The sequence below is a fragment of the Rubellimicrobium roseum genome (genome assembly GCF_006152145.1).
Taxonomy (GTDB): Bacteria; Pseudomonadota; Alphaproteobacteria; order Rhodobacterales; family Rhodobacteraceae; genus Rubellimicrobium; species Rubellimicrobium roseum.
This window is the reverse complement of record NZ_VDFV01000001.1, coordinates 255,433-278,667: the sequence shown is the minus strand read 5'-3', so window position 1 is coordinate 278,667 and position 23,235 is coordinate 255,433. Positions and strand designations below refer to the sequence as shown.

Annotated in this window: 21 protein-coding genes; 7 read left to right on the top strand and 14 right to left on the bottom strand. The window is 66.8% G+C overall.

Going from position 1 to position 23,235, the window contains the following annotated elements; all coding sequences use genetic code 11:
- Nucleotides 1-531 carry an acyltransferase gene (locus tag FHG71_RS24510; RefSeq protein ID WP_139079782.1) on the bottom strand — a complete coding sequence of 177 codons (531 nt, stop codon included), beginning with the start codon at nt 529-531 and terminating at the stop codon, nt 1-3.
- 336 nt (nt 532-867) lie between these two features.
- Here FHG71_RS24510 and FHG71_RS01250 point away from each other — a divergent pair, with 336 nt between their 5' ends.
- From FHG71_RS01250 to FHG71_RS01225, 6 genes are all read left to right on the top strand, one after another.
- Nucleotides 868-1,905, top strand: a complete 1,038-nt coding sequence (locus FHG71_RS01250) for a right-handed parallel beta-helix repeat-containing protein (RefSeq protein WP_176559231.1) — start codon at nt 868-870, stop codon at nt 1,903-1,905.
- 193 nt (nt 1,906-2,098) lie between these two features.
- Nucleotides 2,099-3,445, top strand: a complete 1,347-nt coding sequence (locus FHG71_RS01245; RefSeq protein ID WP_139079780.1) for an O-antigen ligase family protein — start codon at nt 2,099-2,101, stop codon at nt 3,443-3,445.
- A gap of 29 nt (nt 3,446-3,474) precedes the next feature.
- On the top strand, nt 3,475-4,542 hold the full coding sequence (locus tag FHG71_RS01240) for a glycosyltransferase family 2 protein (protein ID WP_139079779.1): 1,068 nt from the start codon (nt 3,475-3,477) through the stop codon (nt 4,540-4,542).
- A 248-nt stretch (nt 4,543-4,790) separates the two neighbouring features.
- Nucleotides 4,791-6,767: a type I secretion system permease/ATPase gene (locus tag FHG71_RS01235; RefSeq protein WP_176559229.1), complete on the top strand. Its 1,977-nt coding sequence runs from the start codon at nt 4,791-4,793 to the stop codon at nt 6,765-6,767.
- A 16-nt stretch (nt 6,768-6,783) separates the two neighbouring features.
- On the top strand, nt 6,784-8,100 hold the full coding sequence (locus tag FHG71_RS01230) for an HlyD family type I secretion periplasmic adaptor subunit (protein ID WP_139079777.1): 1,317 nt from the start codon (nt 6,784-6,786) through the stop codon (nt 8,098-8,100).
- 379 nt (nt 8,101-8,479) lie between these two features.
- Entirely contained in the window at nt 8,480-10,447 is a 1,968-nt protein-coding gene (locus FHG71_RS01225; RefSeq protein WP_139079776.1) for a right-handed parallel beta-helix repeat-containing protein, read from the top strand.
- 69 nt (nt 10,448-10,516) lie between these two features.
- Here the strand turns inward: FHG71_RS01225 and FHG71_RS01220 are convergent, their stop codons facing one another.
- The 10 genes from FHG71_RS01220 to FHG71_RS01175 form a co-directional block, all read right to left on the bottom strand.
- On the bottom strand, nt 10,517-11,632 hold the full coding sequence (locus FHG71_RS01220) for an inositol-3-phosphate synthase (RefSeq protein WP_246045296.1): 1,116 nt from the start codon (nt 11,630-11,632) through the stop codon (nt 10,517-10,519).
- 1 nt (nt 11,633) lies between these two features.
- Nucleotides 11,634-12,557, bottom strand: coding sequence for a beta-xylosidase (locus FHG71_RS01215; RefSeq protein ID WP_139079775.1), 924 nt, complete (start codon nt 12,555-12,557; stop codon nt 11,634-11,636).
- The gene (locus FHG71_RS01210; RefSeq protein ID WP_139079774.1) at nt 12,554-13,333 is read right to left on the bottom strand and encodes a TIGR04290 family methyltransferase; all 780 of its coding nucleotides are present in this window, start codon (nt 13,331-13,333) and stop codon (nt 12,554-12,556) included. Before FHG71_RS01210 ends, FHG71_RS01215 begins: the two co-directional genes overlap by 4 nt.
- Complete coding sequence (locus FHG71_RS01205; RefSeq protein ID WP_246045309.1) at nt 13,330-13,911, bottom strand: histidine phosphatase family protein; 582 nt, start codon at nt 13,909-13,911, stop codon at nt 13,330-13,332. Before FHG71_RS01205 ends, FHG71_RS01210 begins: the two co-directional genes overlap by 4 nt.
- A gap of 53 nt (nt 13,912-13,964) precedes the next feature.
- On the bottom strand, nt 13,965-15,053 hold the full coding sequence (locus tag FHG71_RS01200; protein WP_139079772.1) for a glycosyltransferase: 1,089 nt from the start codon (nt 15,051-15,053) through the stop codon (nt 13,965-13,967).
- Nucleotides 15,050-15,844, bottom strand: a complete 795-nt coding sequence (locus FHG71_RS01195; RefSeq protein ID WP_176559228.1) for a PIG-L deacetylase family protein — start codon at nt 15,842-15,844, stop codon at nt 15,050-15,052. Before FHG71_RS01195 ends, FHG71_RS01200 begins: the two co-directional genes overlap by 4 nt.
- A gap of 4 nt (nt 15,845-15,848) precedes the next feature.
- A complete protein-coding gene (locus tag FHG71_RS01190; RefSeq protein ID WP_139079770.1) occupies nt 15,849-16,589 on the bottom strand; it encodes a nucleotidyltransferase family protein in 741 nt (246 codons plus the stop codon).
- Nucleotides 16,577-17,686, bottom strand: coding sequence for a CgeB family protein (locus FHG71_RS01185; RefSeq protein WP_139079769.1), 1,110 nt, complete (start codon nt 17,684-17,686; stop codon nt 16,577-16,579). The genes FHG71_RS01190 and FHG71_RS01185 overlap by 13 nt, the downstream gene beginning before the upstream one ends.
- 99 nt (nt 17,687-17,785) lie before the next feature.
- Nucleotides 17,786-19,036: a cytochrome P450 gene (locus tag FHG71_RS01180; protein WP_139079768.1), complete on the bottom strand. Its 1,251-nt coding sequence runs from the start codon at nt 19,034-19,036 to the stop codon at nt 17,786-17,788.
- Nucleotides 19,037-19,092: 56 nt separating this feature from the next.
- On the bottom strand, nt 19,093-19,401 hold the full coding sequence (locus FHG71_RS01175; RefSeq protein ID WP_139079767.1) for a hypothetical protein: 309 nt from the start codon (nt 19,399-19,401) through the stop codon (nt 19,093-19,095).
- 136 nt (nt 19,402-19,537) lie between these two features.
- Here FHG71_RS01175 and FHG71_RS01170 point away from each other — a divergent pair, with 136 nt between their 5' ends.
- Nucleotides 19,538-20,314: an SDR family NAD(P)-dependent oxidoreductase gene (locus tag FHG71_RS01170; RefSeq protein WP_139079766.1), complete on the top strand. Its 777-nt coding sequence runs from the start codon at nt 19,538-19,540 to the stop codon at nt 20,312-20,314.
- A gap of 18 nt (nt 20,315-20,332) precedes the next feature.
- Here the strand turns inward: FHG71_RS01170 and queF are convergent, their stop codons facing one another.
- From queF to FHG71_RS01155, 3 genes are all read right to left on the bottom strand, one after another.
- On the bottom strand, nt 20,333-20,797 hold the full coding sequence (gene queF / locus FHG71_RS01165; protein ID WP_139080012.1) for a preQ(1) synthase: 465 nt from the start codon (nt 20,795-20,797) through the stop codon (nt 20,333-20,335).
- A gap of 103 nt (nt 20,798-20,900) precedes the next feature.
- Entirely contained in the window at nt 20,901-21,404 is a 504-nt protein-coding gene (locus FHG71_RS01160) for a YciE/YciF ferroxidase family protein (protein WP_139079765.1), read from the bottom strand.
- A gap of 212 nt (nt 21,405-21,616) precedes the next feature.
- Complete coding sequence (locus FHG71_RS01155; RefSeq protein WP_139079764.1) at nt 21,617-22,516, bottom strand: sialate O-acetylesterase; 900 nt, start codon at nt 22,514-22,516, stop codon at nt 21,617-21,619.
- Between the last annotated feature and the right edge of the window lie 719 nt (nt 22,517-23,235).

Genomic DNA, 23,235 nt, shown 5'->3' with positions numbered 1-23,235 from the left:
TCAGGTCAGCCCGGCCTCGGCCAGGGCCGCCTCGGTGCTGTCAGCTGTGAGGAAGCGGCCATAAGGGCCCACTTCGATGTCGCTCTTCAGGATGCGGGCAGGATTGCCGGCGACAAGGGAGCGCGGCGGCACCGACTTGGTGACGACCGATGCCGCGCCGACGACGCAACCGTCCCCGATCTCGACGCCCGGCAGGATGAGGCTGCGGCCCCCGATGAAGCAGTCGGCACCGATCCGCGTATGCAGATAGAGTCCCCTCGTCATGTCGTGGGTCAGGATGCGTGATTCGAACGCCAGATAGGTGCGCGGTCCCACGTGAACGCCCTTTGGAAAGGTTCGATCAAGCTGAGCCGAAAGCGACATTTGGACGCTGGGGTGGATGTCCATCCTCCAGACATATGTATACGAAAGGCGTCGTATCGTGACGAGAACGTTCCGGATGGCGCGGAGCCGGTTCAGTCCGCGGCGCTTCGCCTTCTTCAGGGGCGCTGCCTGAGCCGCAGGAGATGTGGAAGTTGCAGGAATGGTCATCGACGGTCCTTCGCTGGCGCAATGTGCAGGACGGGGCCCTCGGCCGAGATTATGGGTGTCGTGGTCAAGTTCAAGCTGAGGGATTATTGGGGCACTCTATGCGGGCTTCGTACCCCTTGGGAGAGATCGATGGAATGGACGAGATGTGGACTGCTGGTCGCGCTGCTGTTGGGCGGGGCGCAGGTCGCCCAGGCGCAGGATGCGGTGCTGTCGGATCCATCGGCTCTTGAGGAGGCCGTGGAGGCCCGGCCGGAGGGCGGCGTTCTGCTGCTTGCGGGCGGCGAATGGGGTAGGTTGGACCTCCGCGGCCTGCAGTGGTCCGAGGACCGGCCCCTGGTGATCCGCGCCGCCGATCCCGCCTCTCCGCCCCGCTTCACCGGGGGGCTGATCGCGAACGTTCAGGGACTTGTGATCGAAGGCATCCTGGTCGATTACACCTTCTCTCCGGAGGACAAGGCCAACGACCGGATCTTCCGGATCGAGGGCAGCCGGAACGTCGCCGTTCGGAACTCGGTGTTCGACGGTGACGAGGCCCAGGGGCGTGGGCCTCTGGATGACGGCTTCCCGACCGCTTACGCGGTCAGCGTCCGGAACTCGTCAGGGATCACGATCGAGGCGAACGAGATCCGGACCTTCTACCGTGGCATCGTGGTCTCCGAGAGCGAAGCGCTTGTGGTGCGCGGCAATGACATCCATAGTCTGCGGATGGATGGCATGAACTTTGCCCAGGTCGAGCGTCTGCTCGTCGAGGGAAACCACATCCACGACTTCGACCGTTCGGTGGAGTCCAAGGACCACGCCGACATGATCCAGTTCTGGACCAAGGGCACCGAAGCGCCGTCACGCGACATCGTCATCCGGGGCAACCTCCTGAACTCGGGGCAGGGCTGGTTCACCCAGTCCATCTTCATGCGCAACGAAGAGGTGGACCAGGGCAACGCCGGGCCGGAGATGTACTATCAGGATGTGGTCATCGAGGGCAATTTCATCCTGAACGCCCATCTTCACGGCATCTCGGTGGGTGAATCGGCCGGCCTGGAAATTGCGAACAACACGGTGGTGCGGAACCCGAACTCGGCGGGCACGAAGCCCAACCCAAAGACCTTCATCCCCTTGATCACGGTCGCGTCCGGCTCCACGGATGTTCTCGTCGAGAAGAATGTCGCTGGGGGCATCACTGGCGAGGAAGGGCAGCCGGACTGGTCGGTGCAAGACAATCTCGTGGTACAGGATCAAAGCCGGCTGGCGCCGTACTTCTACGGGCTGGTCTTCGTGGGGGGCGATCCGGGCAATCCCGCATCCTTCCTGCCCAAGCCCGGCGGGCCACTTGATGAAACGGGAATCGGCGCGGACATGAGGGCTCGCGAATTCTAGGCCGGTCGAGGATCCCGTGCGGCGCGTACCAAGGCCTTGGAGGCATCGAGGGCGGACCTGCCCTTGGCCATCCTTCTTTCGAGGATCGTGACTAGTGGTTGCAAGTGGCCTGTACCTGAACCGGCTTCCGCAGGCCCCCGGCCGTTCCCTGCCAGCGAGGGAAGGGGTTCGGGCCGCACGCCTGCCTTGGCCGGTGTCGGCTTACCTGCTGTGCGTGGCGGTCCCTGTCGCCTTCGATCTGGGCCCGCTGACCATGACGGGCCTTCGGGTGCTTCTCCTTGCCCTGACGGTGCCGCTGGCGATCCGTCTCTTCATGGGGCATTTCGGACGGGTCTTCCTGACGGATATCCTCTTCACCCTTCACATCCTCTGGGCCGGCGCTGCCTTGTGGGTCAACAATCCCGACCGCGCGGTCGAGCAGATGGGCTCGGTAGGCGTGGAGTTCCTCGGGGGCTACATGATCGCGCGTGCGTATGTGCGCAGCCCCGAGGTCTTCCTCGCGCTCTGTCGCAGGCTCGTGCTGATCGTCCTCTGCATCCTGCCGTTTTCGCTTTATGAGCTGATGACGGGGCGCCCTATCGTGGTGGAGATGATCTACCGGATCCCCGGGCTCAGCAGCGTCGAGATCGTCACCATTCCCGGGCGGATGGAGCTGGAGCGTGTTCAGGCCACATTCGCTCACCCTATCCATTATGGCCTGTTCTGCTCGGTCGCGTTTTCGCTGGCTTTCGTGGCGCTCAAGGGAGTGTCATCGACGCCCTGGCGCTATCTGAGCAGTGGGCTGGTGGCCTTTTCCGGATTCATGGCTCTCTCGAGCGGCGCCTTGCTGGCCGTCGTCCTGCAAGTCGCCCTCATCGTGTGGGCGTCCATCTTCGTCGGACTGAAGTCGCGCTGGTGGCTGCTCGTCGGTCTTTTCGCCCTGGGCTATGTCGCCATCGATCTGCTTTCGACGCGGTCTCCCATTCGGGTGTTCATGTCCTATGCGACCTTCTCGGCGCACAACGCCTACTGGCGGGGCATCATCTTCGAATGGGGCATGAAGAACGTCTGGGGCAGTCCGCTCTTCGGAATTGGCCTGAATGACTGGGTGCGCCCCTGGTACATGCACTCCGGCAGCATGGACAACTTCTGGCTCGTGATGGCGGTCCGCTACGGCTTGCCCGGGCTGATCCTTCTGGCGGTCGGCTACATGCTGGGCCTGATGCACATCATGCGCCGCAACTTCGAGGGAGACGAGCGTCTGACGCTGATCCGACGCGCTTGGGTCTTCACGTTCCTGGGGCTGAGCTTCACCTTGTGCACGGTCCACGTATGGACAAGCGTCTACTCCTTCGTGTTCTTCATGTTCGGCGCGGGCATGTGGCTGATCCTCGTGGAGCCTGAGAAAACGCAGCCGGCGGCAGCGGAAGGACGGCGTCCGCCAAGTCGCCCGTCGGCTGCGGTCCCGTCCCAGCCGCCGTCGGCCGTGGCGCACAGGCCGTCGCAGCCCTCTTACACTCGCTTCCCGGCCAGCCCTCAGCCGGCCCGCAAGCGAGACTGACGTCACATCCTAATACGGCACCCTGTCCCATGTCCTTTCCCTTCCTCGGAGTTGTCGTCGTCACGTTCAACTCGACCGATGTCATCCTTGATTGCCTGGAAAGCCTCCTCGCAGCCCAGGGCGTGCGCCTCGCCATTGCCGTCGTGGACAATGCCTCGGTCGATGACACGACCGGCTTGATACGCGCTTGGGCGTCAGGCGAGCGGCCATATGTCCCGGCCGATGATCTTCCCTTCGCCCTTCGCCCCGCGCCCAAGCCGCTACGTCTCCTCGCCGAGCGGGACCCGCTCCCGAACGAGGGTCACAGCGTCGCTCTCATCGAGACCGGCCTGAACGGCGGCTTTGCGGCTGGTGTCAATCGCGGCCTGGCCTATCTTGCCGGCTTCCCGGAGATCGAGCGGTTCTGGGTGCTGAACCCCGACAGCGCCGTCCCGCCCGAAACGCCCCGGGCGGTGGTCGAGGCCCCCGGCGGTTTTGGCCTGATGGGAGGGCGTGTCCTTTATCTCGACACGCCGGACCGGATCCAGATCGATGGCGGCACCATCAACCGGCTGACCGGCGTCACCGGCAACTCGGGTTTGGGAAGGTCGCATGCGGCCACGCCGGCGCCCGATCCGGCTGCACTCGACTTCATCACGGGGGCGAGCATGGTGGTCTCGCGGACGTTCTACGAGGCCGCAGGTCCCATGAAGGAGGATTACTTCCTGTACTACGAGGAGGTGGACTGGGCCTTGCGCCGCGGGAACCTGCCACTCGCCTACTGTCCTCAGGCCATCGTCTACCATCGCGCCGGCACGGCCATCGGCTCGCCGACCCTGGGGCGACCGGCTTCGCCGTTCTCTCTTTATTTCAAGCATCGGGGCCGTATGCGCTTCCTGCGCCGCTTCTTCCCCTGGTCGCTTCCGGCGGGCCTGGCCTATTCCCTGGCCAAGGCGGGGCAACTGGCGGCCCGTGGCTATGGACGTGAGGCGTGGACGATCATGGCGGGCTCGCTCGGCCTGCCTCCGCCGGCGTCTGTGCGCGCCCGCCTGGCGCCCGAGGCGCAAGCCTTGGCCTTTGGCCGTCCAAAGGCGCAAATGCGGCCTGAGACTCGCTGACCGTTTCGCTAAGGCGGTTTCTTGCCGCCTATAGGCGGCTTTGTTGAGCGATTGTTCACCGATCCGGGCTGTCGCCCACAGATCGCCTTGAAATCGGCGCAGTTGCCGGCGACCTCTCGTGCCGCTGGGGACGATAGCCAGCTGACAAGAACCAGGGACCAGTGACGCAGCCCATGCCTAGACCCCTCCCGCCCGGAGGGCCGTCGTCGCATGGCTGTGAAGCGCCCCGGTTGCGATGGGACGGGACGATGAACTCGCACTTCACCACCATAACGCCCCAGCCCCGGGCCGTGTTCCTTGCGGCCTGGCGGAATCTGCGACGCACCTGCGTCGCGGTCTTCGGCTTCAGCATCGTGCTCAATGTCCTGATGCTGACGGGCTCGATCTACATGCTGCAGGTCTACGACCGCGTTCTCACGAGCCAGTCGGTCGAAACGCTGCTCGCCCTCTTCGCCATCGTCGTGGTCCTTTACGCCTTCCTGGGCTTCTTCGACTTCCTCAGGGCCCGGATCCTAGGCCTCGCCGCCGTGCGGCTCGACCTCGCGCTGGGAGCGGGGGCCTTCGCCCAGCTCCTGCGGCAGGGACTTCCGGGCGTGCCACGCGCCGGCCAGCCGGTCGCTGCTCCCTCCCAGCCGCTGCAGAACCTCGACACGGTGCGCGGTTTCCTGTCGGGCGGCGCGGTGGGCGCGCTCTTCGATGCGCCGCTGGTGCCCCTCTACCTCGTGGTGCTTTATCTCGTGCATCCGATGCTCTGCGCGGTCACGATCGCCGGCGCCCTGGTCACGGCCGCCCTTGCCTGGGCGAACCATCTGCTGACCCGTGACGCCATCGACCGGACGCTGGCAGGCGAGTCCGCCGAGCGCGAGCTGGCCGAACGGTCCCGCCGCGGCGCCGAGGCGATCTTCGGCATGGGTATGCAGGGTGCCGTGGTCAGCCGCTGGCAGGGTCTCCGCAACGTCGCGCTCGCCGCGGGCCAGCGCTCGGGTCATCCGGCCGAGATGATCGCCGCCACCAGTCGCGCGTTTCGCATGCTCCTCCAGTCGGCGATCCTGTCCGCGGGCGCCTGGCTCGTCATCCAGGGCGAAATCACCGGCGGCATGATCATCGCCTCCTCCATTCTGTCCGGCAAGGCACTGGGGCCCGTGGACCAGATCATCGGCAACTGGCGCGCGATCCAGCGCGCGGCCCGGGCCCGCGACGCCCTGCGCCGCAGCTTTGCCGACGCGCCCGACACGCTGGCCGTGGTCGACCTGCCCGAGCCGCAGGGCCATATCGAGCTGCGCGACGTCACCAAGCTCGCGCCCCCTTCGGCCAACAACAGCGAGCGCCGGCCTCTCCTCGACGAGGTGGGCTTCTCGCTCGAGCCGGGCGACGGCCTGGCCATCGTCGGTCCCTCGGGCAGCGGCAAGTCCACGCTCGCGCGCGTGCTCATGGGGATCGTCACCCCTGATGCGGGCGAGGTCCGGCTGGACGGCGCCACGCTCGACCAATGGGCGCCCGAGCGGCTGGGCCGTCATCTGGGTTACCTGCCGCAGCTTCCCGACCTGCTGCCCGGCACGGCCCGCGACCACATCGCCCGCTTCGATCCCAGCGTGACCGACGAGATGGTGATCGAGGCGGCCAAGGTCGTGGGCATCCATGAATTGATCCTGAGCCTGCCCAAGGGCTATGCCACTGAAGTGGGTGGCGCCGGCGGGGCCACGCTTTCGGGCGGCCAGATGCAGCGGCTGGGTCTCGCGCGCGCCATCTGTGGCCGGCCCAAGGTGGTGGTGCTCGACGAGCCCAACGCCCACCTGGACGCGGCCGGTGACGAGGCGCTGGCGCGGGTGATCACGCTTCTGCGCCGCGCCGGATCGGTGGTGATCGTGGTCACGCACCGCCCCGCCGCCCTGGCTGTGCTCAACAAGGCGCTCGTGCTCAAGGACGGCCGGGTGGAGCGGTTCGGCCCCGTTTCGGACGTGCTGGGCCCGACTGCGGTGCTGCCGGCGAACGACCATATCCCGCTCGCGCCCGCCGCCATGCCGGCACGGCTCGGATGGGAGCCGGTCGTGGTCCAAGCTGCGCCGGCGGCTGAGAACCTGTTCACGCGGCTCGCCAACGTGCTGGAGACAGCGCAGGTGCCCCCCCACGGCGCCGATGTCCCCGAAGCCGATCCCCCCATGCCCCGCCGCGTGGCCCAGGCCATGGCGCGCCTCGGCGACCAGTCGGCCGCCGGCCGCCGCTGAGATCTAGGAGCCTTCCATGACCGCTTCTGCCACCCTCGACTCCGTTCCCGTCACCGACCTGCGCAGGCCGATTCGGCGGGGCGTCGCCGCCTTGGCGCTCTTGGCCGCCGTCTTCGGAGGGTGGGCCGGCCTTGCCCAGATCGAAGGTGCCGTGGTCAGCGGCGGACAGATCGTGGTCGCGGGCAAGCCGCAACTCGTTCAGTCGCTCGACGGAGGCATCGTCCGCGAGATCGCCGTCAGGAGCGGCGATCGCGTGCAGGCAGGCGACGTGCTGGTGCAGCTGGACGCCACCTTGGTCGAGACCAACCTCGGCATCGCCCGCGTGCGGTTGGCGGATGCGCTGGCGCTCCGGGCCCGGCTCGAATCCGAGCAGGCGGGCTTGGCCGAGCCGGTGTTCCGCTATCCCGAGTTGCCCTTCGCGCGTCCCGCCACGGCGGCGCAGGAAGAGGCGCAGCGCCGCATCTTCGCGGCCCGGGCCGAGGTGCTGACCGGTGGTCAGGCGCAGCTTCAGGAGGCGCTTCGGCAATCCGAGGCCCGCATCGATGGCCTGGAAGCCCAGATCGCCGCCAAGCGCGAGCAGGCGGCGCTGCTGGAAGAGGACCTGGCCAATGCCCGCTCACTCAACGAGCAGGGTCTGGTGGCCGGGCGCGAGCTCAATGACATCACTCGGAGCGTGGCGAGCATCGACGGCGAGATCGAGTCGCTGGAGGCCGAGATCGCCTCGGTCCGCATCGAGATGGAGGACGCACGCCTGGCCACTCTTCAGAAGGAGCGTGAGTTCCGCGAGTCCGTGGCGAGCGACCTCCGGGAAGCTTCGGCCCAGGTGGACGAGCTGATGCTCGAGATCGTGACCCGGTCGGCCGAGCTCGAGCGGACGGTGGTGCGCAGCCCGGCCGAGGGGGTCGTGCATGACGTGCAGGTGGCGACGCTGGGCGGCGTGATCGCGCCCGGCGCCACGCTCCTTCAGGTGGTGCCGCTCGGCACTGGGGTCGAGTTCGAGCTGCGGGTCGATCCCCGCGCCATCGACCAGGTGCATCCCGGCCAGCCCGCCGAGATCGTCATCGCGCCTCTCGACCCCGCGACGACCCCGCGTCTTCAAGCCGAGGTGCGCGAGGTGCCGGCGGCGGCCGTGACCGATCCGCAGAGCGGCGAGTCCTTCTACCGGGTCACGCTGTCGGTCACGCCCGAGGAGCTCGACCGGCTGGGCTCCGATATCGCCCTAATTCCGGGTATGCCTGTCGAGGCCTTCCTTCAAACAGGCGGTCATTCGGTCATGGCCTTCCTCCTCCATCCGATATCGAGCCACCTGAACCGCGCGTTCCGCGAGTCGTGAGGCAAGGGGCAGATGCCCCGTCACGCAATGTGCGCCGGCCGTCGGCGGCAGGCCAACCGGTCGGGCCGCCGCAGGGGACGCCATATGGGCCCATTGTCCCTTTCGAAGGGCTGCAATCCGGCGCCAAGCGGGAACATGCGTTCCGCATCAAAGGAGAAAATCCGATGAGCACAATCCGCGGCTCGCAACCTGCGGGCGAAATGGCGGACTATCTTCTCCCCGAGCCGTACGGCCAATTCAGCAGGGATCCGCTCAATTGCGAATGCTGACCTAATTCGGTCTGGACAGGGGTTGGCTTTCTACGACAAGTCACCACTTTGAGGGAAACAAAAGACAGCGACTGTACGCATAAGTCAGCGCGACAAACACGAGGGACACAATGTCGACCATCAACGTTTCTAATCTGTCACAACTCTATACCGCTCTGGGCTCCTGCAAGGGTGGCGAGACGATCCTGCTGAGCAGCGGGAACTACGGTGAGTTCCGCCTGGACAGGCAGACTGATTTCGACATCAATCTACCGCCGAACATCACGATCAAGTCGGCCGACCCGTCGCGCCCAGCGGTCTTCGACTCCGTCATCGCACGGGGCGCGTCGAACCTGACCTTCGATTCGATCAAGTTCGATTATGAGTTCGAAGCCGGCGACCCGATCACCTATCGTCCCTTCACCTTCGACGTTTGCGACAACCTCACGATCCGCAACAGCACGTTCGACGGGGACCTCGCGAGCGGCGTTTCTGCCACCGCGAACGGCTTCGGCTATGGAGTCGGCCTGTTCGTGCGCGGCAGCGCCGGTGTGGTGATCGAGAATAACGAGATCTTCGATTTCTATCGGGGCATGGTCCACACTGGTAACTCCAAGCTGACGGTGCGCGATAACGACATTCATTCGATCCGGATGGATGGGATGAATTTTTCGGCGGTACAGGACGTCCTGATCGAAGGAAATCACATTCACGATTTCAAGCGGTCCTATGCCTCCGTGGATCACGCTGACATGATCCAGTTCTTCACGACCGGCACGGTTGTTCCGTCGAAGAACATAACGATCCGCGACAACGTGCTCGACATTGGCGACGGCGGCTGGACCCAGTCCATCTTCATGCGCAACGAGGAAGTGGATCTTGGGCGCAAGTCCTTTGCCGCCATGGCCTACCAGAACATCCTGATCGAGAACAACACGGTCACGAACAGCCATGCTCACGGCATCACCGTGGGTGAGACGAACGGGCTTACGATCCGCAACAACTCGGTCCTGCGGGCCGATGGTGAGTTTGACGACGGCAAGGACTCCGGCGTGGAGATCCCCCGGATCAGTGTCGCTTCGGGCTCGCAGAACGTCGTCGTGACCAAGAACATCACGGCCTACCTGCCGGATGCCAGGGCTGGCTGGACGGTGGCCGACAACATCGTGGCTCAGGATCAGGACGCCACCAAGGCGAACCACTACAGCAAGCTCTTCACGGCGGCTTCCCTCACCGACGCTGCCGGCGAGCACGTCTTTGTCGCCCTCACGGGCAGCGAGATCGACAAGCTCAATGCGGGCTCGCTGCTCACGCAGGGACTGAGTGGCGCGGTCGCCAAACCTGTTGACCCGACCACGCCCGCGCCTGACGTCGACGTTCCTCAGGTTCCGACAGCTTCGGAAACGGACGTCTTGAAACTCGTGAGCGGTCGTTTCGTGGGCTGGGACGGGACCGAGTCCGTCGATTTGGGCGCGGCCCCCTCGATGACTTCGGACGGGATGCAGCTGACCGCCAAGGGCGTGACGGCCCGGGTGGACCGCCAGCACATGGACGAGGTCGTCGGCACCGACGACATGATGATCGCCTTCAAACTGGATGCGGATGCAGCAGGCGCAGCGGGCGAGCTTTTCCGCATGCATGGTAGTTTCCTGGCCTCGGTCACTTCGACGGGCGAGTTGAACTTCCGCATTCAGCGCGAGGGTGACACCACCGTGAGCCTGACGACCAAGGGGGCCGCGCTCAACGCCACCGCCGGAAAGGACCACTCCATCGTGGTCAACCTCGAGGACGGCAAGCTTCAGATCTGGGTGGACGACAAGCTGGCCGCCCAGACCGACTGCGATGGCGTCGTCGGCGGAAGCCGGTTCGGCTCGCATGACATGGTCTTCGGCAGCCCCTGGGATCGCGCGAACTTCAACGGCGACATCTCGGCATTCGAGATCACGTTGGGTGGCGAGGGGCCCGCAGCCTCGAGCGACGTCCTTTCGGCCAGCTCGGCGCAGGAGCAGGACCTCGACTACGCCGTCGCGGACCTGACCGAGGACGACGCGCGCTTCGACCTCGTGCCGTCGCACCAGGACACTGGCCTGATGGCCTGATCGCCCGTTCCCACGGGCAGCTAGAGACCCCGACGGCCCCCGGTCCTTTCGGCCGGGGGCCTTGCCGTTTCAGCCTTCGCGGATGAAATCCTCGACGGCCTGATAGGCCAGGTCGTCTTGCATCTGCCGGGGTGGGTGCTTGCAGAAAAAGGCGGCCGGCGCCTCGATGGGACCGGCGAGGCCCCGGTCGCGGGCCAGCTTGGCGCAGCGGATCAGGTCGATGGCGACGCCCGCGGAATTCGGCGAGTCCTCGACCGAAAGGCGGAGCTCCATGTGCATGGGCACGCCCCCGAACATGGTGCCCTCAAGCCGGATGAAGGCCACCTTGTTGTCGTTCTGCCAAGGGACGTAGTCCGACGGCCCGACATGGATGTTCTCCCAGTCGAGCCGCTGACCGGCGACGGCCTGCACGGCCTCGGTCTTGGAGATCTTCTTGGAGGCCACCCGGTCGCGGGCCCACATGTTGAGGAAGTCGGTGTTTCCCCCGGTGTTGAGCTGGTAGGTCCGGTCGAGCCGCACGCCGCGCTTGGCGAAGAGGTCCGTGAGCACCCGATGGACGATGGTGGCGCCCACCTGCGCCTTGATGTCGTCACCGATGATGGGCACGCCCGCCGCGGCGAAGCGCTGGGCCCAGGCAGGGTCCGAAGCGATAAAGACGGGAATGTTGTTGACGAAGGCGACACCAGCCTCGATGGCGCATTCGGCGTAGAACTCGGTCGCCTTCTGGCTGCCCACGGGAAGATAGTTCATCAGGACATGAGTCCCCGTCTCGCGCAGGGTGCGAACGACCTCGTCGCGATCGGGCTCGGGCAGGTCGGCCTTCAGGAAGGTGCGATGTTCGGGCTGTTCGGCCATGTGCGGCGCGAAGCCGTCGAGAACCTTGCCCATCCGTACCTTCGCGCCGGTTTCGGGCACATCGGCGCAGAAGATGGCGGTGCAATTGGGCTTCTCGAAGATGGCGCGGGCGACGTCCTGCCCGACCTTGCGCCGGTCGATGTCCCAAGCCGCGACGATACGGATGTCGCTGGGCCGGTAACCGCCGAGGTCCCAGTGCATGAGGCCCGTGTGCTCGTTCCTGTCGTGGTCGCGATACAGGGCGATCCCCTGCACGAGCGAGCTCGCGCAGTTGCCCATGCCCACGATGGCGACGTTGATGCCCTCGCGGGCGAGACTTCCGTCGGGCACCTCAGATCCTCCCTGCGGTGGCGCGCGCGGGCATCGCGGGCGCGTAGCGTTCGATCATGGCCGCGCAGAAGTCCGCGAACTGCTGCGGGTCGTCCGGCGGGCTCGTGTGGTGGCGGCCCTGGCCCAGGTGCTCGGGGGTGAAGCAGAAGGTCACCATCACGTCGAAATCCTGAAGCGCCTCCATCTGGCGGTCGAACCAGTCGAGAGCGTTAGGGCGAAAGCTGTCGGCCCAGGAAAGTCCGGTGCGCAGGTGCCGCACGTCCAGCCGCTTCATCCATTCCACGGCCGTTGGCAGGCGCGGGTCCTCGAAGTGGAACCACTGCATGAGGCCCATCTCGGCTGCATGGGGCGCGTAGGCATCAAGGCCCGGCTTCGGGGTGCCGTCCTCACGGATGAGGCCCATGTAGAAGTGACGGTAGTAGCTCGACCCTTCGGCCTCCTTGTGCCGTGTCGTGGCCCCCCATTCGCGCGGCAGGTCGAAGAGCGAATACCAGTAGACGCGGGGAACGCGGCCGACGAGCAGCTCCGCCGTCTTCTGGACGCCGAAGACCTGCACCTCCTCGGCCCCGAACGAGCCTACGCCCACCTCGCTCACCCAGACGGGGTGATGGGGCGCCACGGCCTCGATCTCGGCGACCTTGGCGGGCCATTCATGAATCTGCCACAGGTTCCAGTCGAGCGGGAACCCATGGACGGCGATCACGTCGACGCTGTCGAGCACGCCCAGGGTCCCCAGATGCCGGATATAGTTGGGGTCGATGGGCGAGATGCCTCCCAGAACCCGCGTCATGCCGGGATTCACGCCCGCGACGGCCGACCCCGCAAGGTTGATCATCGCGGCGAACCGCGACCAGTCGGGATCGAGCGCCGGGTCCCAGTGGGACTTGTTGTTGGGCTCGTTCCAGAACATCACCGAGTCGATCATCGCGCGGCTCCCCTTGCCGGATAGGCCGCGCCCGCGCCCCATTGCGCATAGGGCACCTCGGCGCGGCGGCAGATATAGACGTCCTCGGACGCGCGCGTCTCGATGGAGAAGCCCGAGGCCCGCAGCATGGCCTCGACGCCCGCGCGGTTCGGGACCCACCAGTTGGTCCAGTCGTCGGCATAGAGATGCTCGATGAAGTATGCGGCCGGATAGCCGGCGGTCTCGAACATCGCCTCCTCGGAGAAAGGCGCCTCCTCCGGCACGTCCAGCACCTGCTCCGGGCCGCGCAAGAGGGACTGGAAGACCATCAGGTCGCCGCAGACATGCTCGCGGATGAGGTCGAGCGCCAGAAGGGGGTGACGCAGGTGGTAGAGCACGCCCATGAAGACCACGACGTCGAACGTCTCGCCCAGCGCTCCCACGTCGTAGACTTCGAGTTGCCGGAACTCGATCTCCAAGCCCTCGATCTCGGCCGCGAGCCGCGCCTGTCGAAGATAATGCTCGTCATGGTCGATGCCGAGCACGCGCGAGGCGCCGCGCCGCTTCAACTCCAAGCTGTAGAAGCCGGCGTTGCACCCGATGTCGAGCACGGACTTGCCATCGAGGCGTTCAGGGATCGCATGGGCGAACCGCTCGAACTTGGTGCGGGGAAAGTCGCCCAGGAAATGGCCGGGCGCCGTCTCGATGCCACCGAGCCTCAGGTTATGGAACCAGGGTCCCAGGGCTTCGATGCGGCGGGCGAGGTCGTCGTTGCCGGGTTCAGGCACGTCCTTCATGCGGTCATTCCGATGGATTCGTTGAGGGAAAGCACCCGAGCGCCCCAGCGCCCGGCCTCCAAGCGACTGATCGAGGCGGGTCCGATCTCAAAGCGCAGGAGGTGGTCGAGCGACAGGCCCAGCACGCGGGCCACGAGGGCGCGGATCATGTCGCAGTGGGTGACGAGGGCGATCCGCTCGCTCGAGCGCATCGAGAGCGACGCCACATGGATCTCGATGCGGGCGGCGGCCTCGGCCATGCTCTCGCCGCGCGGGATGCGTGCGCTGGCGCGGCGATTATTCCAGTCATCCCAGGCGGGCTGGCCGGACAGGGTGGCGAACTCGGTGCCCGTCCAGTCGCCGAAGTCGATCTCGTCCAGCGCTTCGACCACCGCGAGAGGTGCGCCAGTCGCTTGGGCTATGGCTTCGGCCGTGGCGCGGGCGCGCTCGCGGGAGCTGGTGTGGATGGCGGTCAGCCCTTCTCCAGAGAGGTGACGGCCCAGCGCAGCGGCCTGCCGCTCGCCCTCGGGCGTGAGGGGCACGCCTGCGGCCCGGCCGGTGAGCCGGTGCCCGAAATCCGCGTGGGTGGCGTGGCGGATCAGATAAAGCCGGACGCTGATGGGACCCCCCGAAGCCTTCTACTTTCGTTCGGCTACAAACGTTCGCGGGCCTGTGAGGTTCCAGTGACCGTCTCGATTGGGCGGAGCCTCGCTGACTTGGCTGCCAAGTCTTCGTACCGGCGCAGATAACCTTCGATCATGCGGTCGGCCCCGAATCGGGCAATGGCGGCGGCGCGGCAGGTTTCGGGGTCCAAGGCGCCAACCTTTCGGATAGCCTCGGCCATCTCGGGGACGTCGCGGACGAGAAAGCCGGTCCGCCCGTGCTCCACGATGTCGGGCAGGGCACCGGTTGGATAGGCGATCACTGGCGTTCCAGCGGCCAGAGCCTCCATGGTGACCAGCGAGGAGGTCTCGCGCGCCTTGCAGGGCAGGAGGACGCAGCGCGCATTTGCGAGCAGCGCCTGCTTGCGCGCGCCCTCGACGGGACCGATCCAGCGCCGTCGCCACGATAGGCGTGGAGCAATGGCCCTGCGGAAGTGCCGCTCGTGGTCGGGGTAGGGGAAGACGGTACCGGCAAGGAGGAGCGGTACGTGGGCCAGTCGCGCGGCATCGAGCGCGTCGTCGAAGCCCTTCTCCGGGCAGATCCGGCCCAGCGCGAAGACGTAGCAGCGGCGCCGCTGCTTGAGGTCGGGGATGTCCACTCCGTTCTCAATGGGCGCCTCGATCCGGGACCCGGGCGGCGCGGTGGCGGCCTGCGCGGCGGAGACGGGGTGCAGGTGCGTGCCGGGCCGCACGGGGGCCAAGGCCTCGGGGGGATACCAGTCGAGCGGCAGATGCAGCGTCACGAGGACCGGCGGCCCCGGGAGCGGCAGGTAGGAGGGAAAATCGATGCCGTGGAGGTGGATCACATCGGGCCGATCGCTCGCGACGACCTCGGCGATGCGCGCGCGGACGGCGGCGCGGACGCGCTCGGCGTCCCAGTCGGTGATCGGGCCCGCGACGGCCGGGATGGGGCGCAAATCGCCCGCGACCCGCGAGCCCTCGCAGGCGATGACCAGCGAGCGGTGCCCGCGAGCCACCAGCGCGCGATCGAGCCGCGCGAGCACCTGCTCGGCACCGCCCACCGGGTCGGCGGTCACAGGGGCCAGCGGGTACGCGACGCTCAGGACCGAAAGCCTCATGCGCCCTCCCGGTCGAGAAGCGCGTTCGCGTGCTCCCGCCAGCGAGCCAGCGTCATGTCCCAGCCGTGCCGGTCATACCAGGCGAGACCCTGCGGCGCCGGTTGACGGAAGTCATAGAGCGGCGCGGGGCGCAACCGTTCCTCCCATTGGCTCGCAAAGCCGAGGACGCCACTTTGGCTGCGGTACTCGGCCAAGGCCGCATCGCGCCGGGCGCGTTCCGCCTCGGTCAGGTGCAACACTGTCTCGGGGGACTTCGGGTCGGGATGGAAGCGACCGAAGACGGGCCGATCGCCCTCTATGGCGTAGATGGGGAATTCGTAGACCCCTGGCACCTCGCGTCCGTCGGCGGACAGGCGGCGCAGCGCCAGCCGCACGCCCAATGCCGCCGTGTCGTGGTCTGGGTGGCCGTGCTCGTAGGCGTGGGTGATGACGACCTGCGCTTCGCCCAAGTCTTCGACGAGCTGGTCGAGAATGGCCGGTCCGTGCAGGATCGCTTCCTTGTCGGGGTGCCAGTAGCAGAGAAGCTCGGGGTCTGCACCCAGCGCGTCCATGGCGGCGACCACCTCGCGGCGGCGCATGCGTCCGTAGTCGTCGCGGCTGGACAAGCCCAACCGCCGGGCGTCCTCCATGTCGCGGGGGGCACCGTCGGTGAGGTGGATCACCGTCAGGTTCTCCATGCGGTTCATGCGCGAGCCCGCCGCCAGCACTTCGTCGTCGGGATGGGCCACCACCACGACCACGCGCTCGGGGATGCGTTCGCGCCGGGCCAGTCGGTCGAGGAAGCCCGGCACTGGCTCAGGCACCCGCGGCAGCGGCGGGGCCCAGGAGTTCCATCGCCAGGCGATAGCCTTCCAGCGTGCCCACGTCGGCGTAGATGGTCCCGGCGCGGACGCCCACCGCCTCGCCGCCTTGCGCGAGCCAGGCGTTGACCAGCGTGCCGATGTACTCGTCCGGCTCGGGGCGCGATAGCCAGAAATCGCGCAGCTCGTGGAAGACATGCCCAGGCATCTTGAAGGCGCCCCAGACCCAGTCCGAACGGATCTCGGGCGACTTCACGTCGATGGCCAGCACCCGACCTTCCGCGTCCGTCACCACGGCGTCAAAGTGCTGGGGCTGCTCGACGGGGAAGAGGAGAAAGGACAGCCGGTCGTCGGGCAAGGCGCGCAGCGCATCCTCGGGAAACCAGATCGTGTCGGGCAGGCCCACCAGCACCGGCTCGTCCGGGGGGATGACAGGATGGGCGCGGAAGATCGCGTCGCAGAGACCCGCAGGTTCGGGCTGCGTGACATAGGCGATGTCCACGAGGTCGCAGTGGCCGCCGTAGTATTTCAGGATATCACCCTTGTGAGGCGAGATCACGAAGCAGACCTTGGTGGCTCCTGCGAGCGCCATGCGCTCCACGAGGTATTCACTGACCGCCTTGGGTCGGGCGCGTCCGTCGCCCGAGAGCCGCCCGCCCACGGGCAGCAGTTCCTTGGAGAAGGCGAGGGGCTGAATGCGCGTGCCGTTCCCGGCGGCCGGGATCACTCCCCACATGCGACGGTCTCCCCTTGTATGGCGGACAGGCAGGACGACCCGCCAAGATAAGCGACGAGTTCGGCCGCGCGGGCCGCCGAGGTGTGCTGGGCCAGCACCCGCTCGCGGGCGGCGCGGCTGACGCGCTGGAGTTCGGCATCCGTGAGGTCCAGCGCCGCGATGGCTTCGGCGGTGGTGCGGGCGGTCAGTATCTCCGTTCCCGGAGCGAAGAAATCCCCCAGCCCCGCCCAGGTGTCGCTGAGAAGGGGAACGCCGCAGGCCGCCGCCTCGAAAAGCCGTCCCGAAGGGCACCACCCCATTGAGGCCATCGCCTCGCGCGTGACGTTGAGCGTGAGGCGCGAAGAGGCGAAGAAGGCGGAATGCTGCGCTGGGGGCAGATGCTTCACGAAGAAGATGTTGTCCGTCCACGGGAAGTCCCGAGGATACGCAGCGCCGGCCAGCACGAAGCGCTGGCCGGGCCGCGCGCGCGCCACGTCGACGAATAGCCGCTCCAAGGCCGCCTGCCGGTCGCTGGCATAGGTGCCCAGGTAGGACAGGTCCCCTCGAAACGTCGGGTCGGGGGTGGCAGGGCGGTGCACATCGGGGTCCACATGGCCGTAGAGCGCCGCCACCCGCCGTGCGCCCAGCCGCGTGCGCAGGAGATCCAGCGCCACCCCGCCCGTGTAGCTGAGCACGAGGTCGAAGGGCCCGAGACCTTCGGGGGGCAGGAAGTCCACCGCCTCGCCGCTTTCGAGCCGGCGCAGCGTCACCGGCGTGTCCATGTCGTAGAAGGCAGTCGTGCCTCGTGCCTCGTCCCAGGCAAGTCGCGAGGCGGCAGGGCCGTCCGGGCAGAAGGACGTGACCATCACTGCGTCGGCCCCGGCCACCTCGGCGCGCGCGCGGGGCAGGACCAAGGTCCAGTCAGCGTAAAGCACCAGCTCGGCCGCTAGGGGCAACTCTTGGAGATCGCGCGTGTCGGCGTACCAAGGCACATCGCGTTCGAAGAAGACGACCTCGTGCCCCAGCCGGGTCAGCGCACGGATGAGCCCGCGCCACAAGGTCGCGTGGCCGTTGCCCCAAGAGGAGCTGACAGCCAGTCCGAACACCACAAGCTTCATCGTGCCCCTGATCCCGTGACCCGCCGCGCGCCTGCGGCCGCCGACGTCAACAGGAGCGGGCCGTGACGGTTCCCAAGTAGAACACTCATTTGCGAGCGCTCAGGCGGTGGCCTGCCGGACCTGTCCGATGAGGAAGCCGCTTCGGGGGATGGCTGGAATGCGGCTCAGGTCCACCGACAGGTCCTGCGATGGCACCTGATAGTCGAGCGAGGCCAGCATTTGCGCGCCCATCTTCGTCAGCTCCTGCGCGATCCATTCGCCGGGGCAGCGGTGGGTCGTGGCATGGTCACCGGCGCCTTGCGGGATCAGGTCGTAGGGTCCGGGGATGCGGTCCAAGAACCGCTCGGGCCGGAAACCGTCTGGGTCGTCCCAGAGCCTGGGGTCCCGGTCGGTGCCGAAAAGGTCGATCAGTACCCAATCTCCCTTGCTGAAGTGGAAGTCCTTCCACTCGAAATCCCGCAGCGCCCGGCCGCCGATCATCGGGATGAATGGCGTGAGGCGGCGCACTTCCTGCGCGAAGGCCTCGGCAAAGGCCTCGTCGCCCGTGCGCAGGCGCTCGACCATCTCGGGGCGGCGATGGAGCGCCAGGGCCGAGAAGACGATGTAGCGGGCCACGGCGACCGTGGGTCGGATGACGTTGATGAGCTCGACCGCCGCGATCCGGGCGGGCAGCCGCCGCCCCTTCTCGTCGCGGTGCTGCGCAATGCTCTCGAGCGCCGTCCCTTTCGGCATCGAGTGGCCCGCCCGCGCCTCACGGATGATCTGGCGGGCCCAGTGCTCGGTCCGCGCCCGCAGGAGATGAGTGCGCCAGTTGTTTGGTCCCACGCGAGCCGAGGCTTCGACCATCTCCGCGACCTCGTAGAGCCGCTGCGGCGCTTCGGGTCCCAGCGGCACGCCGGCCCAGTCGCAGACCGCGTGGAACAGCAGTTCCCGCATCTCGTCGAACAGCGTGACTGCGCGAAGGCTTTCCCAGTCCGGAAGGCGGCGCTCCCATTCGGCCCGCGCGACCTGGGCCAGCCGATAGGCTGCCTCCGGCCCCAGGATGTCAAGGAACAGGCCCTTGCGGTGCCGGTGGGCGGCACCGTCGAGCGTCATGACGCTGCCCACGTCCTGCAGGAGCGTCAGCGCCGAGAGCGGTAGCCCGCCGCGACGGGTGAAGCGGTCGCCGTCGTAGAACATCTCGGCCCAGTCCGCCCCCTGCACGCAGGAGGCCTCCTTGAGCATGAGACGCGTGCGGAAGGCGTCGGTGCCATGTCGCCGACAGCGGCGCGGGATGAAGTTGTAGCCTTCGCGCCAGAGCGCGAACGAGCTGTCGGGCGCCCCATCGCGGGGCAGGCGGCTGTCGGGCATGGCATCGTTCCTGGCAGGCGCGACCCGATTCCCGGGCCGCCCGCGATGTTCCGGCGCTACTTGTGCCGCGCCGCCGCGTGGTCGCCGTGCTCGCGTTTCTCGGCAGTGTCGCGGCCGATCAGCTTGTTGAACAGGCTGCCTTCGTCGAAGAGGAGCGCGAGCTGCTTGTCTTCGAACTCCTGGAAGAACTCCTCCCAGGCGATCTCCACGAGGTGATCGTGATGCGAGTTGGGTGCATCGGGGAACATGAGGCGTATCAGGCCCACGTCGCCCTCGGAATGGGTCCGGTCCACGGCGGCGGGCTTGCCGCCCTTGCTTTCGGCCCATTTGCGGATGGTGTCGTGATCGGTCGTCGTTTCGGCCATGGTCGGGCTCCCGTCGAGGGTCTGCCCCCGCCAACACGTCCCGCGCGCCGAGGTTCCGGAACGCTCCGACACCCGGTGCGTTGCGAGGGGAATCGGACCGGGGCGCGTCGCGGCCCCGCAGCCAAGGAGTTTTTCCATGACACGTCCCCTCACTATCGTCACCGGCGCTTCGTCGGGCATCGGCTATGAACTGGCCAAGATCGCTGCCCGGGACGGGCATGACCTCGTGATCGCCGCCGATCAACCCGAGATCCAGCAAGCGGCGCAGGACTTCCGTGCCCTGGGAGCCGAGGTCGAAGCGATGGAAGTGGACCTTTCCACGACCGAGGGCGTGGACCAACTTTACGAAACGCTGCGCGGGCGTCCCGTGGAGGTGCTTTGCGCCAACGCCGGGCACGGGCTCGGCCATGGTTTCCTCGACCAGGATTTCGCCGAGGCGCGGCACGTGGTGGACACCAACATCACCGGCACGATCTACCTGATCCAGAAGGTCGGCCGCGACATGCGTGCCCGCAACAAGGGTCGCATCCTGATCACCGGCTCGATCGCGGGCTTCATGCCGGGCTCATTTCAGGCCGTCTACAACGGCACCAAGGCGTTCATCAACTCCTTCGCCTTCGCGCTGCGGAACGAGCTCAAGGACACCGAGGTGACGGTCACGGACCTGATGCCTGGTGCCACCGAGACCGAGTTCTTCGAGCGCGCCCATCTTGAGGATACCAAGGTCGGCACCTCGAAGAAGGACGACCCGGCCATGGTGGCCGAGGTGGGCTGGAAAGCCATGATGAATGGCGAGGGCGACGTGGTCGCGGGCTGGAAGAACAAGATCCAATCGGCCATAGCCAACATCACTCCCGCCGGGATGATGGCCGAGCAGCATCGCAAGATGGCCGAGCCCGGCAGCGGGACCTAAACGGTCTTCGGGCGGGGTTCAGCCCCGCCCGCGATAAGGCGGCACCCCCTGGTCCGGCAGCCAGACTCCCTCGGGCAGGGGGCCGGTCTGGTAGAAGACGTCGATGGGGATGCCCCCGCGCGGATACCAATAGCCGCCGATCCGCAGCCATTGCGGCTGGAGGAGATCCACGAGCCGCTTGCCGACCGAAACCGTGCAATCCTCATGGAACGCGCCGTGGTTGCGGAAGGACCCGAGGAACAGCTTGAGCGACTTGCTCTCCACCAGCCAGTCGCCCGGCACGTAGTCGATCACCAGATGGGCGAAGTCGGGCTGCCCCGTCATCGGGCAGAGCGAAGTGAACTCGGGCGCGGTGAACCGCACCACGTAGGCCGTGCCCTTCTGCGGGTTCTCCACACGTTCGAGGACGGCCTCCTCGGGGTTCTGGGGCAGGCGGGTGGCCGACCCGAGCTGGGTCAGGCCGGAATAGATGTCGTTGGCCATGGCGGGAACCTCGCGAAGGGATCGCGCCACCTAGCAGGCCTCATCCGCAGGCGAAAGGACCGGCAGGTTGCCCCGCCGGTCCTTCACGCCGTCGTGTTGTGCCTCAGGCGGCCCGCTGGTTCACCTTGGCCTCGGCCATGGCGGTCAGCTTCTTGTCAGTCGCATATTCCTCGTCGAGGTTCTGCTGGAGAACGCTCGCGCAGTCCGGGCGACCAAGCTGCTTCGCCCAGGCGATCAGCGTGCCGTAGCGGGTGATCTCGTAATGCTCCACCGCTTGTGCGGCGGCCAGGAGGGCGGCATCCAGCACCTCCTTATCCGAGACCTCGCCCGCGACCTCGTTGGCTTCCTTGATGATGCCGTCGATGGCGGGGCAGTCGACCTGCTTGGGCGACTGGCCATGCATCTGGAACACCTGCTCCAGCCGCTTGATCTGGTTCTGCGTCTCGGCCAGATGCTGCTCGAAGCCCGAGCGGAGCTGCGGGTCCGTGGCCTTGGAGATCATCTTGGGCAGGGCCTTGGTGATCTGGTTTTCGGCGTAGTAGATGTCTTGGAGCTGGTGGACGAAAAGATCGTCCAGCGTCGCGATGTCCTTGCTGAAAAGTCCCATGGGAATCCTCCGGTCATGCGGGGGCGGGACCCCGGAGGTCCACCTTCCCGCTTCGGATCGGGAAACGTCCTGTTGATCGAGCGGTTCCCGTCTCAAGGCGGTGCGTGACGGTCCAGCTCGGCATGACGAAGGCAAGCCCCAGGCGCGCAGGGCCTGCTTGGCACGAAGCAGGCCCATAACAAGGTGGCTGGTAAACTGGCCGGAGGGGGCGATCAGCGGCTCAGCAGCGCCGTCAGTTCGGGTGCGAGGTGGTTCACGATGGCGGCACGGCCCAGACTGTTGAAGTGGCAGGTGTCCCATCGAAACTCGTCACCGAGTTCGTCGGTGTTCATGCCGAGGATGGCGCGGTCGCGTCCCCGAACGGTGTTGGCCTGCACCTCGCGAACGATTTCCACACCTTTTGCCCGCTTCGAGCCGATGCACTTGGAAGCCTGGAAGAGATAGAGTTGGCTTTGGGGCATGTCGGCGAGCAGACGGTCCGCCAACTGACTGAACCGGCGCTCGAGCATTGACATGTCGTGTTCGGCCAAGGCGTCGGTTTCGCCTTGGTGCCAGAGAATCAGATCGGGCTCGAAGCCTGCCTGGCGTGCTGATGCCACCCGTCCAGCGAGCGCGGCGTAGTAGCCAGACCGATCGTCCAACCAGTCGCCGACCTGGGTGCCGCCGATCGCACCGTTGATGAACAGGACCGGCCGGCCAAGCTCGTCCGCGAGTCGCTGGCCGAGTTCCGGCCACAGGCTTCCCCTCTGGCCGCTTGCGCCGAGCATAGGGTCCCCGCCCGGATAGCAGCGACCTTCGAACCACGTAAAGACCGGTGCATCCGCCCTGATCTGGGACATGGAGGTATTGGAGTTCGCCGCATTCGACTGACCGCCCGTCACGAGCACCACCGCATGCGATGGGGCGGGACAGGCCACGGCCTCCAATCCTTCGGCCTGCTCCGGTCCAGGAACGCGGACCCAGTTCTTCTCAAGCCCGAGCGTTTCGCGGATCACATAACTTGATCGGTCCAACGCCTCGCGGGGCTTGTCCGACAGCGTTCCTGCCGCAAGTCCGCCAATTCCTGCCGCTGCAACCAGGACTACGGCAAGAAACCAAGATGGACGCTGCATGCATTCGCTTCCTTGTCAGGAGCGCCGAATTCGGTGCGCTGAGCGAGACCGGAGCGGGCGCTGATGTTCCATGATCTGCTTATGCAGACCTCTCCGGAGGCACAAGGAAGGCTTTGGAGCCAATGCGGGCCATGTGCTGTCCGGTCCTGTTCCTCGGTCCGCCGAGGCTCCTGAAGAGGTTGGCGGGCGTGCCGCTGGGACCCCGAGCTACGGCGGCTTGGACGTTGGCCACGGGTGGTGTGCGTATCCGAATCCTTTATCTAAGCTGGCCGAGCGCTCGAACCGGAATGCCTCGGAGGCGATCCGCATAGCCGGACAAACCGTTTCCGAGCAGGTTCGGGCCGATGCATCGCAGAGCGCAGCTACGCGTCGGCTAGATCCCGAGTGAAAGCCGCTGCGACGCTCTGAAATCGAGGCGGTTGGCTTGAAGACGTCTGCCACTGCCGATGTTGCTCCTCCCTATTCCACTGGGTGGGGTTGGCGTCCGGCCCGGCCCGTCCCTTGGGGGCGGTCGAGGTTCGGCGCCGAGCGGATCATCGGCATCCGGTGTGGGCAGGAGGTCCGAAGCCCCCCGTTCGAGGTGGGCAGCCGGTGCGGGAGCGGCCCGGCCCGGCGGCCCGCCCACGTCGCCGGTCCAGCATCCGCGCGGGCCGCTTCGGCGACAGGGTCACGTGACCGGCCGAAGGACGCACGGGCCCCTCGCGAGGCGAGCCCGGCCC

Coding starts and splice junctions, on each gene's coding strand:
- FHG71_RS01215 (WP_139079775.1), bottom strand. CDS start 12,557: ATGATCGACTCGGTGATGTTCTGGAACGAGCCCAACAACAAGTCCCAC.
- FHG71_RS24510 (WP_139079782.1), bottom strand. CDS start 531: ATGACCATTCCTGCAACTTCCACATCTCCTGCGGCTCAGGCAGCGCCC.
- FHG71_RS01180 (WP_139079768.1), bottom strand. CDS start 19,036: ATGCCCGACAGCCGCCTGCCCCGCGATGGGGCGCCCGACAGCTCGTTC.
- FHG71_RS01175 (WP_139079767.1), bottom strand. CDS start 19,401: ATGGCCGAAACGACGACCGATCACGACACCATCCGCAAATGGGCCGAA.
- FHG71_RS01190 (WP_139079770.1), bottom strand. CDS start 16,589: ATGTGGGGAGTGATCCCGGCCGCCGGGAACGGCACGCGCATTCAGCCC.
- FHG71_RS01170 (WP_139079766.1), top strand. CDS start 19,538: ATGACACGTCCCCTCACTATCGTCACCGGCGCTTCGTCGGGCATCGGC.
- queF (WP_139080012.1), bottom strand. CDS start 20,797: ATGGCCAACGACATCTATTCCGGCCTGACCCAGCTCGGGTCGGCCACC.
- FHG71_RS01200 (WP_139079772.1), bottom strand. CDS start 15,053: ATGAGGCTTTCGGTCCTGAGCGTCGCGTACCCGCTGGCCCCTGTGACC.
- FHG71_RS01160 (WP_139079765.1), bottom strand. CDS start 21,404: ATGGGACTTTTCAGCAAGGACATCGCGACGCTGGACGATCTTTTCGTC.
- FHG71_RS01240 (WP_139079779.1), top strand. CDS start 3,475: ATGTCCTTTCCCTTCCTCGGAGTTGTCGTCGTCACGTTCAACTCGACC.
- FHG71_RS01155 (WP_139079764.1), bottom strand. CDS start 22,516: ATGCAGCGTCCATCTTGGTTTCTTGCCGTAGTCCTGGTTGCAGCGGCA.
- FHG71_RS01210 (WP_139079774.1), bottom strand. CDS start 13,333: ATGAAGGACGTGCCTGAACCCGGCAACGACGACCTCGCCCGCCGCATC.
- FHG71_RS01235 (WP_176559229.1), top strand. CDS start 4,791: ATGAACTCGCACTTCACCACCATAACGCCCCAGCCCCGGGCCGTGTTC.
- FHG71_RS01230 (WP_139079777.1), top strand. CDS start 6,784: ATGACCGCTTCTGCCACCCTCGACTCCGTTCCCGTCACCGACCTGCGC.
- FHG71_RS01185 (WP_139079769.1), bottom strand. CDS start 17,686: ATGAAGCTTGTGGTGTTCGGACTGGCTGTCAGCTCCTCTTGGGGCAAC.
- FHG71_RS01225 (WP_139079776.1), top strand. CDS start 8,480: ATGTCGACCATCAACGTTTCTAATCTGTCACAACTCTATACCGCTCTG.